Below are 13,769 nucleotides of genomic sequence, written 5' to 3' on the forward strand. Positions count from 1 at the left end.
GTCTAAAACTGGCGTGCTCATGGTGCCATCGTCCATGTGCCTTTATATAAGCCGCAAGGTGATTCAGAAAAGGGGCCACAAGGCATCTGCCTGCGGTCGTGCATAACCCAATGACAAAAAAGCTGCAAATAATCGGTTTGGACGCAGATGATACGCTTTGGCAGAACGAAGAATTTTACCGCGTAACCCAAGCGCGCTTTGCAGAACTTTTGGCGGATTGCTGCGCTGAAGACGATTTGCACAACCGCCTCTTGGCGGCAGAGCGGCGCAATATCGGCCATTACGGATTTGGCATTAAAGGGTTCATGCTCTCCATGATTGAAACCGCGATTGAAGTCACCGAAGGAAAAGTCAGCGGTGCAGTTATCGCGGAAATTTTGGCCGCGGGTCAGGACATGCTCCAACATCCCATCACCCTGCTGCCCCATGCCGACAGGGTGGTGCGCGATCTGTCGCAAAGCCACAAATTGGTGCTGATCACTAAGGGCGATCTTCTCGACCAAGAACGCAAATTGGCGCAATCAGGCTTGGGCGAGTATTTTCATGGCGTTGAAATTGTCAGCGACAAGAAACCTGAAATTTACACCCGCGCTTTCGCGCGGCATGGCGCGAGTGCCGATGTGGCATTGATGGCGGGCAATTCCATGAAATCGGACGTCATCCCCGCCCTTGAGGCAGGGGCGTTTGGGGTCTATGTGCCGTCAACCTATATCTGGGCGTTGGAGGAGGCAGACGCGCCCCAAACCCACGCACGCTATCACAGCCTACCCGATTTGGGTGGGCTGCCTGCGCTGGTCAAAACCTTGGAGCAGGCCTAAGGCGCAACTTCGAGAACGATTTTTCCGATATGGGCGGACGCCTCCATATGGGTATGGGCAGCGGCGGCCTCGGTCAGATCAAAGCTGCTATCCATCACGGGCGCAATTTGGCCAGTTTCGAGCAAGGGCCAAACATGAGCGCGCAACTCAGACGCAATTGCGGCTTTGGCGGCATCTGATTGCGGCCGTAAGGTCGACCCTGTAAGCGTCAACCGCCGCGTCATCATCTGTGTAAAGTTCAGCTCAACCTTCGCGCCCTGCAAAAAGGCGATTTGCACAAGCCGCCCGTCATCCGCCAAAGCCCGAATATTGCGCGGCAGATATGGCCCGCCCACCATATCGAGAATGACATCAGCGCCCCCTTCGGCCCGCATGATCTCAACGAAATCTTCCGTGCGGTAATTGATCGCCCGCTCCGCCCCCAAGGCTTTGCAGGCTCTGCATTTTTCATCTTGGCCTGCGGTCACAAAAACCCGCACCCCAAAAGAACGCGCCAATTGAATGGCCGTTGTGCCAATCCCAGATGCGCCGCCATGCACCAAGAGCCGCTCACCCGCGCGCAAAGCGGCGCGTTGAAACAGATTTGCCCACACAGTGAAAAACGTCTCACAAAGCGCAGCCGCAGCGCGCAGATCCATACCGCTTGGCACGGGTAAAGCGTGGGATTGATGGGTCAGCGCATAATCTGCATACCCCCCGCCTGGCAAAAGTGCACAGACCTGATCCCCGATTTTCCACTCGGACACAGCCTCGCCCACCGCCACAACTGTGCCAGAGGCCTCAAGACCGGGAAGGTCAGAGGCCCCTTTTGGCGGATCATAGAGCCCCGCCCGTTGCAGCGCATCGGGTCGGTTTACCCCTGCATAGGCAATTTTGATCAAAATCTGTTCAGCCGCAGGACGGGGGCAAGGGCGACTGCACAGCATCAATACGTCTGGCCCGCCCGCCTCGCTGATTTCAACCGCGCGCATGGTTTCAGGCAGGGTCATGTAACTCTCCAGAACAGATTTCACTGTTGGTCTTTTGGACGAATATATCCCGGAAGGTCAATTCGTGCGACCCGCGCAGGCGGGCGAATCTTTCCAAGTAGCCAATTTGGCCCCGCCATAAGAGGCTTAAGCGCAGGGTTCTCATTGACAGATTTCTTTAGCTTTTCGATTTGCATCACATCATCGATGCGGCGATCCAAAAACGCCCATGTCGCAGCGTGATCTGGCGATTGATCCCCTAACCAGTAAAGCACAGTAGCCGAATACACCCCCGCCAATGTCGCACGCTTGGAATACCAATTGAAATCATTGGCGCGATCCCCAAGCCCCTCCCAAATGCTGTCAGCGGTTTCCCAGACGGCTTTGGCGCCATCTGCGGCATGGATGGGCAGGGCAAACAAGGTGGTGCCGCGGCGCACGGCCTCTTTGTGGTCGGCGACCGCCTCAAGGCGCAGGCGCACTCCATAAGCCACGCGATCACGATAGCGCATTTCAGACAAGTCAGCATTGCGCATGGCGCGCAACAAATCTGCATCCCCCTGCCGATGAAAGGCCAAGGCCAAATCAACCGCTCCCCGAGGGAAAAGCGCGCGACCCGTTTCTGTGTCTACATCGCAATCGCTCAACGCAGCGCAAAGGGCTGCATCAGACCACCCATCAAATGGCACATGATCCAATGCTGCGGTGACAATGCGCGCTTTCAGCTCGGTCGTGGCTTGGCTTTCCATCGCATCACTCCATTTTTCTGCGTTGCTTTACAACTTAGCAGATTCTTGCTAGACGGCCACTTCCTGCAACTTTGAAACTCTAACTTAGAAAGGTGGTGACACCACATGCAGGTGAGTGTTCGCGACAACAATGTTGATCAAGCATTGCGCGCTCTGAAGAAGAAACTTCAGCGCGAGGGCGTTTTCCGTGAAATGAAGCTTAAGCAACATTTCGAAAAGCCTTCCGTCAAGAAAGCACGCGAGAAAGCGGAAGCAATCCGCCGCGCGCGCAAACTGGCGCGGAAAAAAGCGCAGCGTGAGGGTCTGCTCTAAGCAGAACCTTCGCAAATGCGAAGTTTTCTTCAAAAAAGATATCCCCCGTCCTTTTGGCACGGGGGTTTTCTTTTGCGCTATGCTCAGAGGGTGAAGGGATCACCCTTCGTCATCATTATCCCAGATTTCATAGGTTCGGATGCCATCATAGCGGGCCAAATTTTCCATGGTCTTTTCGGGAAACCATGTAACTGGCAAATCGGAAAACTGCGGTAATTCGCCAAGCAATTCCGAGATTGAGCGCGAACAATTTGCCTTGGGGACAGGGCCAATTTCCTGAATGCGCTGCGCCACGAATCGCGCCTGTTCTGGCGGCAAAAGAACCTCTTGCGCTACGACATGATGAGTCTCGCGCGCATGCCATTGCAAATAAAACCCATAGAGCGTGGGATTCATTCCAAAGAGCACATCATTGCGTTCGGGTGCGGCAGGGTGGAACCAACCGCCGGCAGGATCAAACAGCAATCGCTGTGTCCCGTCATCGACAACAAGGGCACTATGCGCACCCGTGCCTGTTTCACTGCGCAGCATTGTCAAAAGTGTGATGCGCGTTGGCCCTGGCTCGCGATAGCTTGCTGTCGCAATGTCTTGATCACTGGCCCAAATCGATGGATTCGCGCAGCCCGTAAGGGCCAGCGCGAGACACAAAACTGTAAGAGACGAACGCCACCCCATCGGTGTTCGGCTTCAAACTTAGCGGGCGAAAAGGGCCAAGAAGATCACAACAGCGATCGAAACAGCACCAACGCGCATGCTCCATGTCATGAAACCATCAAAGGTTTTCTCCTGCTCGCTGATATCCATCGAGCCGTGCTTATGTTCGTTCTTTGCCATGGTCGTCTCCATTGAACTGGTCGCTTTTATGATGCGCATACCGAATTTCATACGCCCTGTCACGCGACACTGTGACACGATCTGCGTAAAAATCTTACAAGGCAACAAGGAAGCTGGGCGGGGCCCTCAACTGCGCAACTGCCAAACCCATGCACCGCGCACGTCCATTTCACGGGCAACCTCGCCCAGATGATAGAGATGGTTGAGATGGGCTACGGCCTCGACCATCGCTAGCCCATAACTCGCCTCATCAATCTGGCGTTTGAACAAGGGGGCAAAGCAATCAACCGCTGTGCGGGGTTCCGAGCGCAAATGTTCACGCAATCGGGCAAGCGCACCGTGATGATTGTCCGATAATTGCGCCAATCGTGCAGGCAATCCGTGATAGGGCAGCTTGTGACCTGGCAAAACAAGATGATCTTCGCGCGCCATGGTTTCAAACCTTGCGCAGCTTTCTAGCCATTCGGCCACGGGATCTGCCATCGGTTCTGTAGGATAGACCCCAAGATTGGGCGATATCGATGGCAAAAGCTGATCCCCCGCCAAAACAAGCGGCGCATCTTGGCACCATAAGGTGGCATGATCTGGCGCGTGACCTTGGCCCAAATGCACGACCCAGTCACGCCCGCCAAGACGATGCACCGCCCCTTCCTCCAACCGCGTAAAGCCCAAGGGTAAAGGATAAACTGTGTCACAGAAATTAAAGGGGCGGTTATCAAGGCGCTTGCTCAAAAGCGCCTCATCCATGCCCGCCCCACGCCAAAAAGACACCGCTTCTGGGCTCGGTGTTGGCTCCTCGTCTAAGGTCAGCATCCTTGCCGTCAGCCATGCGGTGCGGGTCATCAATAATTCCGCGCCTTGTGCCATAAACCAACCCGCAAGCCCGACATGATCGGGGTGGTGATGGGTGACAACCACCCGCAAGATAGGATCACCGCGCAGATCATCTTTTATAATCGCGGCCCATTCACGGCGATTGAGTTTTGTATCAAGCCCTGTGTCGATCACCGTCCAGCCATTTGGTTCGCGCAAGGCATAAACATTCACATGGTCCAAGCCCAAGGGCATGGATAACCGTATCCACAGGATGCCATCCGCTATTTCCCGCGCAGTGCCTTTTGCAGGTGGGGTCTCGTGTGGATAGTGGATCATGTTACACCCTTTTGCAGCGCGGCTTGGCTTCACAGCGTGCCCAAGCTATATCGGGCCGCGCAAACACCAGTGCCGTCCTAGGCGATGAACCCCAATGTCACAAGTGCCACCCACCCAAGACTGCCCCGCCCGTTTGTCCCCTGATGAGCAGGGGATCGCGCGGGCCTGTGGCTTGTTAGAACAGGGGGAATTGGTCGCGCTGCCCACGGAAACTGTCTACGGGCTTGGCGCAGACGCACGCAATGACCAAGCCTGTGCCAAAATCTTTGAGGCAAAAGGGCGACCTACATTCAACCCGCTGATCGTGCATGTGGCTGACCTCGCACGGGTGGCGCAAATTGCAGAGGTGACCGATACCGCACGGATCTTGGCAGATCGCTTCTGGCCCGGCCCTTTGACCTTAGTCTTGCGCCTGCGCCCTGATCACGGGCTATCCCCCTTGGTCAGTGCGGGTCTGCCGACTGTGGCAATTCGCATTCCAAACCACCCTGTGGCCCAAAATATCTTGCGCCGCTTTAGTGGCCCAATTGCGGCACCATCTGCCAATAGATCAGGGCGCTTGTCCCCCACATCGGCTGAACATGTGGCGCGGTCGTTGGGCAATCGCATCGCGGCGATCGTAGATGGTGGGCCTTGCCCCGTAGGCCTTGAGTCAAGCATCGTGGACGCAAGTCAGAAGCCCGCGAAACTCCTGCGCGAGGGTGGCATTGCGCGCGAAGACATTAGCGCGCTGACGGGGGCGCTTGTGTCTGACCTCACGCCTGGACACGTAGCTGCACCTGGTCAGATGAGCAGCCATTACGCCCCCAATGCACCGCTGCGCATCAATCAGGATCTCAGCGATCCAACGCGGCTACGCATTGCCTTTGGCCCGATTGGGGATGCAGATTTCACCCTCTCGGAAAAGGGCGATTTGCGCGAAGCGGCTGCGGCACTGTTTTCGATCCTGCATCACGCCGATGCGGAACTGGCATTGCACGGCAAAACTGGGATTGATGTCGCGCCTGTCCCACAAAAGGGATTGGGCCTTGCAATCAATGATCGACTGATGCGGGCTGCCGCCCCGCGCGATTAAGCGCGCCCTGCCTGCGCAGACAACAAAATCGGATCAATGCCCAATTTTGCAAGGGCAGCTTCCCATTTGCGCGGCATATCCACATTGAAAACCAGATCAGGCGCGGCCTCGCAAATCAGCCACGCATTCTGCGCAATCTCACTTTCCAACTGGCCCCGACCCCAGCCCGCATAGCCCAAGGCGACAATCGCCTGATCTGGGCCTTCGCCTTGCGCAATATCGTCTAGGATATCGAGGGTCGCGGTCATGGCGAATGTGTCATCCACCTCTAGGCGTCCCGCATGACCTGCGTCACCTTGCGCATAGGAGGTTTCATGCAGCACAAATCCACGCCCCTGTTCAACGGGGCCACCAAAGCAGATTGGTAAATCAGGCAAAGATCCCGAGCCATTGGCAATGCCCAATTGCTCGAACATCTCAGACAAGGTTAGTTCGGCCAAAGGTTTGTTAATGATCAACCCCATGGCCTGCTCGTCATCATGCGCGCAGAGGAACACCACCGCATGCGCAAAACGCGGATCCCCCATTCCAGGCATAGCGACCAAAAGTTTGCCCGTTAAAGTCTCGATCGCACTGTCGATATTTTCAATTTCATTCATATGTCCAAAATGCGCGGAGCCTGTCGCAAGGACAAGGGGCGACCGCGCGGAATTTGCCGCATCTTCGCCGAAACGTGACTTTTCATTCATGGCGTCTGCCGCTAACCAATGAGGCTATGATGAATGGATCCACCCCATGCAATGCCGCCGCGCGCGCCCTCACTTTGGGCGCTTTTGCGTTTTGCATGGCCTGCGGGATCACGGGCGCCGCGTCAGGCCAAACTGTTGCCTTGAACGGTGATGATGTCGTCACGGCACGGTTTCTGTCGGGATGGCGCATGGAAACTGGCCATCACATGGCCGCCGTAGAAATCAGCCTAGCCCAAGGGTGGAAAACCTATTGGCGCAGCCCTGGGGATGGGGGCCTCGCACCTGAATTGCGGATCGAAAGCAACGCTCAGATTGCAGCGGCTTGGATGCATTTCCCCCGCCCCGAAGTGATCTTCACAGCGGGCACGCCCAATATTGGGTATCATGATCACGTGGTCTTTCCGATTGAGCTTGCAATGCCCCGCGGCCTTGGCCCCATGCCCCTTTCGGCAGAGTTGAGCATTGGTGTTTGTGACGAAATTTGCATGCCAATCACCCTTGAGCTTGAGGGTATTTTACCAGATAGCGGCGCTCGTGATCCGATGATCCTGCAGGCGTTGGCAGATCAACCCACCCCCGCCGCAGAAGTGGGCGTTGGCCCTGCCCGATGTGCAATCAGGCCAATTTCAGATGGGTTGCAAGTGTCGGTAGAGGTCACCGCCCCCGATTTAGGCGCGCCTGAAACGATGATGTTAGAGCTGCCCCTCCCAGATGTCTGGATGTCGCCGCCCGCCTTTCAGCGCAACGCGGGGCAGATCACTGCAACGGCGGATTTGGTGCCCCCGCAAGGCCTGCCCTTTTCGATGGAGCGCTCAGACCTGCGCATCACACTTGTCGGCTCTCATCGCGCGATCGAGATTGAGGGCTGCGTGGCGCATTAGGTCTTGCGATTTTGATAAGCGACCCCCGCGGCAAGCCCCAAAACCAAGATCAGCACGCCAAGGCTAAAGACAAGGAACGCCGTCAGGGCACTTGCGGGTAGGAGTGCGGCCCCCCATCCCCAAGCCCCGCCCGTCAAGATTGGGCCGCCCATGACCAAACCCCACCAGAGAACCACCCCCAAAGAGGCAAGCCAAAGTGTGGCGCCTGCTTGACCAATCCGCCCGCGATGGCCCAAGCCGCGGCGCAAGCTGCGCACACGCTTTCCAATATCAGCTTGTATTGCCAAAACCGCTGGCACCAAGAGCAAAACAACAAACATCCCAAAGCCCAAACCATAAACCAACGTAATCACAGTGGGCTTGAGGAACTGCGCCTGTGACGATGTTTCAAACAACAAGGGCGCGAGACCCAGAACCGTGGTGAGGGTGGTCAAAAGAATGGGCCGCAAACGATCACAGGCAGCATCAATAACGGCAGGGATCAGCCCACGGTCTTTTGCATACTCATCCACAGTTGAAACCAAAACAATCGAGTCATTGATGATGATACCCGTCATCCCAATCAGACCCACAACCGTAAACATCGACAAAGGCACATCCCAATGCCAATGGCCAAATATCGCCCCCGTCAGGCCAAACGGGATCACGCATAGCACGACAAGCGGGCGTAGCCAGCTTGCAAAAATCCACGCCAAAACGATGTAAATGCCAACCATACAGGCCAAGAACCCCGCAAGGGCATCGTCCAAGAAAGCGCGTTCCTGCTCGGCCAAGCCCGAAAGGGTCGTGGTCACCCCAAATTGCGCCTCAATATTTGGCAAGATTTGATCACGCAATTGCTCCATGATTTCCTCAGCGCGGGCCGGGTCATCTTCGGATAAATCCCCCGTCACTGACACCACGCGCTGTCCGTTTTCGCGGCGGATTGTGGAAAAACCCGTCCGCGTCTCAACCGAAACAATATCGGCCAAGGGCACATAGCTGCCGCCATCCGCCCGCAACAACATGCGATCCAGAAAATCAGCGGTTAACTCGCCTTGCGGCAATTCCACCCGCACGGTGGCCGTGCGCAACCCATCGGGAAAGCTTGCCGCTTCAACCCCACCCAAGCGATTGCGTAATATCCGCCCCAAAGCCTCAATTTCAAATCCCAAGGCCTCACCGCGCGGGGTCAGAGATAAACTTAACTCCTGCCGATCATAGGGCAGATCATCGGCCAAACCCGATACCTCGCCAAAGGGCAAAAGCGCGGTTTTGACGGCCTCGGCCGCAGCCTTGAGAACCTCGGTTTCCGCCCCCGTGACTTGAACATCAATCGCATCGCCACCTGGCCCACCGCGCCATCCGCGAAAGCTGATCTCTTCCACCATCGGATTTTGCCGCACTTCATTTTGCAAGTCCGCAACAAAAGCAAAGGAGGAATAGGGGCGCAGGTCAGGGTCAATCAACTCGATGGAAATTGACCCCAAAAGATCGCTGTCTTTCCCATCGGCAGATGCAAGACTGCCGCCCGTATTCCCACCAATTTCGGCCAAGACGTAAGAGGTTGGGTTGCGGCCATGCTCAGCCTCATACCGGCTTGCAACGGCCTCAACCGCGCGTTGCATTTCAGCCAACATGGCAAGGCTATCCTCACGCCCTGCCCCATCAAGCATGGCAAAATTCCCTGAAACGGAGCTCAGCTCAGGCGCATTGAAAAAGCGCCACGTGACATCACCGCGCAAGAAACTGGCGGCTTGGGTGGCCAAAAGCAGCAGCATCACGGCCACAACAGGATAGCGTGCTTTAACGGCAAAATCGATGAAGGGGCGGAAATAACGCCCGCGCAGCCTCTCGAACCAGTGGTTCACAAAACGTGAGGGGCGATCATACCAAGCATCCTTCGCATTCGCCACCAAAGCATGCGCCATATGATTGGGAAGGATTAGGAAACATTCCACCAAACTGGCAGTCAGCACCACGATAACAGTAAAGGGAATATCAGCGATCAAATCCCCAAACCTGCCGCCAATGGCAGCAAGTCCTGCAAATGCCAAAACAGTGGTGAGGGTCGCGGCAAAAACAGGCGCTGCCATGCGCCGCGCGGCTGTTTCGGCGGCAGTGATAGGGTCTTCCCCAAGGGCACGATGGCGGTAGTCGGCATGTTCGCCCACCACAATCGCATCATCCACAACAATCCCCAAAGTGATGATCAAAGCAAAAAGCGAAATCATATTCAGGGTGATCCCAACGGCATACATCAGCGCAATTGCGGCCAACATCGCCACGGGGATGCCCGCTGCCACCCAAAATGCGGTGCGGGCATTGAGAAACAAAAACAACAAGCCAAGAACCAAGGCCAACCCTGTCGCGCCATTGGACAACAGAATTTCTAAACGCCCCGAAATAAACTCTGCGCGCGTGCGGATCAGATCAATCTGCACATTTTGCGGCAAGGTCGCCTCTATTTGCGTGGCGATCTCTTCGACCGTTGCCTGTATGGAAATCGCATCACCCTTATCCGAGCGATCCACCCGCACCGTCATTGCTGGGTTGCCACCCACGAAGTATGCACTTTCGCGGTCAACCGCCAATTCCATCACCCGCGCCACATCCCCAATCGAGACTGTGCGCCCATTGGGGTCACGAATAAGGGCAATTGCCGCGATCTCCTCTGCACTGCGCTTGGCTGATCCTGCCCGCACTCGTGCATTGGCCCCATCAACCGCCCCTGCAGGCGCGGTATCGACTTCGGCCGCGATGGCCGCCGCAATATCAGCCATTGTGAGATCATATTGAATCAACCGCACACTTGGCACTTCGATCAAAATCTGCGGGGCAGCGACCCCGCGAATGGTTGTGCGTGTCACCCCCTGATCAAAGAGGCGCGCCACGAATTCATCTGCGAAGCGACCCAGTTGGGCGGGTGCCACGGGCCCTGTAATCACCACATCGGTCACGCGATCACGCCATGTGCCGCGCCGCACCTCTGGCGTATCGGCATCTTGGGGCAGGTCGGTGACACTATCGACTGCCTGCTGCACATCATCCGCTGCACGCGCCATGTCCCAGCTGGGCTCAAATTCCAAACGAATATTGGCCACACCTTCACGCGCGGTGGCCTCGGATGCGACAACACCATCAACCGCCAAAAGAACAGGTTCCAAGACGCCCACGATGGCGGCATCTACATCCTCAGCCCCTGCCCCATCCCATCGGGCCGAGATGTCGATATCATCCACCACAACATCGGGAAAAAACTGCGCGCGCATATTGGGCAGAGCAAACAAGCCTGCCACGATCAATGCAACCAAAACCAAATTGGCCGCCGTGCGGTGACGCGTGAAATAAGATAATATGCCCGAGGCCTGTGGCGGAAGGCTACGCATGGTTAGCCCCCCATTCGTTCTTCAAGCCGCGCCACCACCCCACTTGGCACACGGGGTTGGTTTAATTGATCCAAGAGCCGCGATTTCACATCATCAGGGATAAAGCTGTTGCCTTCAACATAGGCGATCAGCCGCGCACGGCGTTCAGGGTCAAGCTCTAGCTCCTCGTCTTGAACCACCTCAGGAAGGCTGCCATCGGCTGTAGGGCGCAGAGGGTCAACCTTGATCCCCGCCCCCAAGACGGGGGTTCGGGCGGCCACAATCTCACGGCCTGCCAAGTGATCCGCGCGGAAAATCACATCATCCCCTTGGCGGCGCAGGAGCGTCACTTCGGCTTCCTCAAGGCGATCTTCATCCCCCAAAACAAGCACATGCGCGCCATCGGCCAAGGCCGTGGCAGGCACAATCATGACGCCCTCAAGCGCGGGCTCGGTCACATGAACAGTGACAAAATCCCCCGCTTGCAAGCCCGCAGGGCGCAGCACATCGGCAAAGAGCAACCGCCCCGTTTGCCCTTCACCCACCGCCCCGCTTTCCCGCGTCAGGCGTGCAGGCAGGGTCAAAACTTGCTCACCCAGATCAATGCGCAACTCCACATCAACTTGCGGCAGGCGGCCATCTTCGCCAACAAGACGCGCATATTGCGCGGTCGATAGACGAAAGGCGACTTCAAGCTGATCAGGATCAAGCAGGCGGCCAAATTGCTCATTCGCGCTCAACAGCCGCCCTTCGGCCAAATCAACCTCGGATAAAACCCCCGCAAATCCAGCGCGAATTTCAGTATCAGCCAAACGCCGCTCTGCATCCGCAAGCGCCTGTCTGCGGGCCAATGTGGCTTGGCTGGCGGAAGCCACGGCCAATTCCGCCGCCTCAACCGCGGCCAAACTGCCGACACCGCGATCCGCAAGATCACGCGCCCGCTCTAGCGCGCGGCGGCGCAACTCTTCCTGCGCTTCAGCATCCTGTAGATCTGCCGCGGCGGTGTCGCGCGCCCATTCTGCCTCGGCAGGATCAATCCGCACCAAAAGCGCGCCTTCCTCAACACGCCCCCCCTCGCGGAAATTGGGCGCAAGCTCGACCACACGCCCCCCGATGGCCGCCCGCAATTCTAGACTGCGCCGCGGCAAAATCTCGCCAAACGCAGTCAGTTCAGGACGCAAGCTTTGCGGGGTCAGCGTCAGAACTTCGGCGGCAAAAACCCGCTCTCGGGCAGGCGGGCGACTGCCCTGATCGCCCATGCGTTCCTGCAAAGATGACCAGATCAGCCCGACCGCCAAGGATAACAGTCCGAAGGTCACAGCGCTTAGGAATAACCCCGTCAATGCACGATTGAAAAATCTCATAAATGTATCGCCTCAGCAGGGAAGGTTACCATAAGAATAGACCACGAAACTGCGATGGAAATAGCGCGGCATAGTGACCCCACACAGGAGGATACGCGCGGCATGGCTATTTCCGGCGCCGATGTTCCTCAAGGCGGGGCAAGATTTCAACAAAATTGCAGGGGCGATGGCGATAATCGAGCTGCCATTTTAGAATTTCATCCCACGCATCGGCGCAGGCCCCCGAACTGCCCGGCAAGGCAAAGAGATATGTGCCTTGGCTGACCCCGCCCGTTGCCCGAGATTGAACTGCTGATGTGCCGATTTTTTGCATCGATACCATGGTGAAAACGGTGCCAAAGGCCTCGATTTCCTTTTCGTAGACATCGCGATGCGCCTCCACCGTGACATCGCGCCCTGTAAGACCCGTGCCACCCGTGGTCAGGATCACGTCAACCGCAGGATCCGCGCACCACGCGCGCAGTTTTTCTGCGATCTCAGTGCGCTCATCTCGTAAAATCTCGCGGTGGATCAAATAATGGCCCGCCGCTTTGATCCGCCCTTCCAAAAGGTCGCCAGATTTATCTTGCGTCAAATCCCGCGTGTCAGAAACGGCCAGAACCGCAATGCCGATGGGGATAAAGTCGCGCGTCTCATCAATGCGGCTCATCTCGCGCCCCCAAGGCTCGCTTTCAGTTTCAACAAATCCGCCCATGCCTCGCGCTTGAGCAACGGCACGTTCATCAATCGCGCGGGCGAATAAATTGGGAAAGCAGGGCAGCGATGTATGCCTGCCTCAAGCATATGATCCGACTCACGCAGACGCTGCACACCCATTTGTGACAAGGCTGAAACGCAAGATGCGTTTCCAAGCAGCACCACCGCCTTCGGCGCACATAATGCGATATGGCGCAGCAAGAAAGGGCGCAGCACCTTATGCTCGGCCTCTGTGATTGGGCGATCTTGCGGCATCCGCCACGGAGAAACATAGGTGAAATAGAGCGCCTCGCTCTGACCCTCTGCCGAGCGCGAAAGACCGATCGCGCCAAACATCGCATCAAAGAGTTTGCCCGCCTCATCGCTAAAACCCTGCCCCGCCTCATCATCGGCACGGCTTGGGGCTTCGACAATGACCATCACATCGGCCTGAGGATTGCCCTGCGAGAAAACCATATTCCGCGCGCCTTTGCGCAGATCAAGCCCATGGAAATCCGCCATTGCAGCCCGCAATGCATCTAAGGAAGGTGCCGCCTGTGCTAGGGCATCGGCGGCTTTGGCCAAATCTGAAACAGTGGCCGCTTTCGGTGCGGGTGTTGGTGCAGGCTTAGGCTGCGCCACCTTTGGTGAAACGGGCGCGGGCTTCACCTCGGGCTCAAGGTCAAATCGGTTGATCGGCGCTTCTTCAATCGCATCGCTCACACCCAAATCCACCTGCCAACTGAGCGCGGCAAGCGCATCGGTATAGGTCATCTGATCAAGGTCATGGCGCATGGTCACAATGCTACTGCCAGTGCGCCGCGAGGTAAATGGGCCATAACAGCCTCTATCGGATGGGTTGTGTCCGCCCCCAAAGACAGCCTATAAGCGGCGCAGTCAAATAG

At 56.8% G+C, this 13,769-nt stretch carries 14 protein-coding genes; 4 read left to right on the top strand and 10 right to left on the bottom strand.

Translation table 11 applies throughout. The annotated features are described in order from the left end of the window. Nucleotides 1-110: 110 nt before the first annotated feature. Nucleotides 111-818 carry an HAD family hydrolase gene (locus AAC620_RS10595; protein WP_340244860.1) on the top strand — a complete coding sequence of 236 codons (708 nt, stop codon included), beginning with the start codon at nt 111-113 and terminating at the stop codon, nt 816-818. Here the strand turns inward: AAC620_RS10595 and AAC620_RS10600 are convergent. Then, nucleotides 815-1,801, bottom strand: coding sequence for an NAD(P)H-quinone oxidoreductase (locus tag AAC620_RS10600; RefSeq protein ID WP_340244957.1), 987 nt, complete (start codon nt 1,799-1,801; stop codon nt 815-817). The genes AAC620_RS10595 and AAC620_RS10600 overlap by 4 nt on opposite strands. 26 nt (nt 1,802-1,827) lie before the next feature. Continuing rightward, nucleotides 1,828-2,535: a COQ9 family protein gene (locus tag AAC620_RS10605; RefSeq protein WP_340244861.1), complete on the bottom strand. Its 708-nt coding sequence runs from the start codon at nt 2,533-2,535 to the stop codon at nt 1,828-1,830. A 105-nt stretch (nt 2,536-2,640) separates the two neighbouring features. Here AAC620_RS10605 and rpsU point away from each other — a divergent pair, with 105 nt between their 5' ends. Further along, nucleotides 2,641-2,847, top strand: coding sequence for a 30S ribosomal protein S21 (gene rpsU, locus AAC620_RS10610; protein WP_009806335.1), 207 nt, complete (start codon nt 2,641-2,643; stop codon nt 2,845-2,847). 99 nt (nt 2,848-2,946) lie between these two features. Here rpsU and AAC620_RS10615 read toward each other — a convergent pair whose 3' ends face one another. The 3 genes from AAC620_RS10615 to AAC620_RS10625 form a co-directional block, all read right to left on the bottom strand. Continuing rightward, complete coding sequence (locus tag AAC620_RS10615; RefSeq protein ID WP_340244866.1) at nt 2,947-3,522, bottom strand: hypothetical protein; 576 nt, start codon at nt 3,520-3,522, stop codon at nt 2,947-2,949. An 18-nt stretch (nt 3,523-3,540) separates the two neighbouring features. Further along, on the bottom strand, nt 3,541-3,681 hold the full coding sequence (locus tag AAC620_RS10620) for an aa3-type cytochrome c oxidase subunit IV (RefSeq protein ID WP_340244868.1): 141 nt from the start codon (nt 3,679-3,681) through the stop codon (nt 3,541-3,543). 126 nt (nt 3,682-3,807) lie between these two features. Beyond that, complete coding sequence (locus AAC620_RS10625; RefSeq protein WP_340244870.1) at nt 3,808-4,833, bottom strand: MBL fold metallo-hydrolase; 1,026 nt, start codon at nt 4,831-4,833, stop codon at nt 3,808-3,810. Nucleotides 4,834-4,927: 94 nt separating this feature from the next. On the opposite strand from AAC620_RS10625, the gene AAC620_RS10630 reads away from it, so the two are divergent. Further along, nucleotides 4,928-5,908, top strand: coding sequence for an L-threonylcarbamoyladenylate synthase (locus AAC620_RS10630; protein WP_340244872.1), 981 nt, complete (start codon nt 4,928-4,930; stop codon nt 5,906-5,908). Here the strand turns inward: AAC620_RS10630 and AAC620_RS10635 are convergent. Continuing rightward, complete coding sequence (locus AAC620_RS10635; protein WP_317656708.1) at nt 5,905-6,507, bottom strand: YqgE/AlgH family protein; 603 nt, start codon at nt 6,505-6,507, stop codon at nt 5,905-5,907. The genes AAC620_RS10630 and AAC620_RS10635 overlap by 4 nt on opposite strands. A 116-nt stretch (nt 6,508-6,623) precedes the next feature. Here AAC620_RS10635 and AAC620_RS10640 point away from each other — a divergent pair, with 116 nt between their 5' ends. Continuing rightward, complete coding sequence (locus AAC620_RS10640) at nt 6,624-7,478, top strand: protein-disulfide reductase DsbD domain-containing protein (RefSeq protein WP_340244874.1); 855 nt, start codon at nt 6,624-6,626, stop codon at nt 7,476-7,478. Here AAC620_RS10640 and AAC620_RS10645 read toward each other — a convergent pair. The 4 genes from AAC620_RS10645 to AAC620_RS10660 form a co-directional block, all read right to left on the bottom strand. After that, complete coding sequence (locus AAC620_RS10645; RefSeq protein WP_340244875.1) at nt 7,475-10,846, bottom strand: efflux RND transporter permease subunit; 3,372 nt, start codon at nt 10,844-10,846, stop codon at nt 7,475-7,477. The genes AAC620_RS10640 and AAC620_RS10645 overlap by 4 nt on opposite strands. Before the next feature lie 2 nt (nt 10,847-10,848). Next, nucleotides 10,849-12,189 (bottom strand): efflux RND transporter periplasmic adaptor subunit, encoded by a 1,341-nt coding sequence (locus AAC620_RS10650; protein ID WP_340244877.1) that lies wholly within the window; start codon nt 12,187-12,189, stop codon nt 10,849-10,851. A gap of 106 nt (nt 12,190-12,295) precedes the next feature. Beyond that, entirely contained in the window at nt 12,296-12,838 is a 543-nt protein-coding gene (gene moaB / locus AAC620_RS10655) for a molybdenum cofactor biosynthesis protein B (protein WP_340244878.1), read from the bottom strand. Further along, nucleotides 12,835-13,659 (bottom strand): uracil-DNA glycosylase, encoded by an 825-nt coding sequence (locus AAC620_RS10660; protein WP_340244879.1) that lies wholly within the window; start codon nt 13,657-13,659, stop codon nt 12,835-12,837. The genes moaB and AAC620_RS10660 overlap by 4 nt, the downstream gene beginning before the upstream one ends. Between the last annotated feature and the right edge of the window lie 110 nt (nt 13,660-13,769).

It is taken from the genome of Roseobacter sp. HKCCA2468 (genome assembly GCF_037805105.1).
Taxonomy (GTDB): domain Bacteria; phylum Pseudomonadota; class Alphaproteobacteria; order Rhodobacterales; family Rhodobacteraceae; genus M30B80.

Coding starts and splice junctions, on each gene's coding strand:
- AAC620_RS10625 (WP_340244870.1), bottom strand. CDS start 4,833: ATGATCCACTATCCACACGAGACCCCACCTGCAAAAGGCACTGCGCGG.
- AAC620_RS10605 (WP_340244861.1), bottom strand. CDS start 2,535: ATGGAAAGCCAAGCCACGACCGAGCTGAAAGCGCGCATTGTCACCGCA.
- AAC620_RS10645 (WP_340244875.1), bottom strand. CDS start 10,846: ATGCGTAGCCTTCCGCCACAGGCCTCGGGCATATTATCTTATTTCACG.
- AAC620_RS10650 (WP_340244877.1), bottom strand. CDS start 12,189: ATGAGATTTTTCAATCGTGCATTGACGGGGTTATTCCTAAGCGCTGTG.
- AAC620_RS10660 (WP_340244879.1), bottom strand. CDS start 13,659: ATGCGCCATGACCTTGATCAGATGACCTATACCGATGCGCTTGCCGCG.
- moaB (WP_340244878.1), bottom strand. CDS start 12,838: ATGAGCCGCATTGATGAGACGCGCGACTTTATCCCCATCGGCATTGCG.
- rpsU (WP_009806335.1), top strand. CDS start 2,641: ATGCAGGTGAGTGTTCGCGACAACAATGTTGATCAAGCATTGCGCGCT.
- AAC620_RS10595 (WP_340244860.1), top strand. CDS start 111: ATGACAAAAAAGCTGCAAATAATCGGTTTGGACGCAGATGATACGCTT.
- AAC620_RS10630 (WP_340244872.1), top strand. CDS start 4,928: ATGTCACAAGTGCCACCCACCCAAGACTGCCCCGCCCGTTTGTCCCCT.
- AAC620_RS10635 (WP_317656708.1), bottom strand. CDS start 6,507: ATGAATGAAATTGAAAATATCGACAGTGCGATCGAGACTTTAACGGGC.
- AAC620_RS10615 (WP_340244866.1), bottom strand. CDS start 3,522: ATGGGGTGGCGTTCGTCTCTTACAGTTTTGTGTCTCGCGCTGGCCCTT.
- AAC620_RS10620 (WP_340244868.1), bottom strand. CDS start 3,681: ATGGCAAAGAACGAACATAAGCACGGCTCGATGGATATCAGCGAGCAG.
- AAC620_RS10640 (WP_340244874.1), top strand. CDS start 6,624: ATGATGAATGGATCCACCCCATGCAATGCCGCCGCGCGCGCCCTCACT.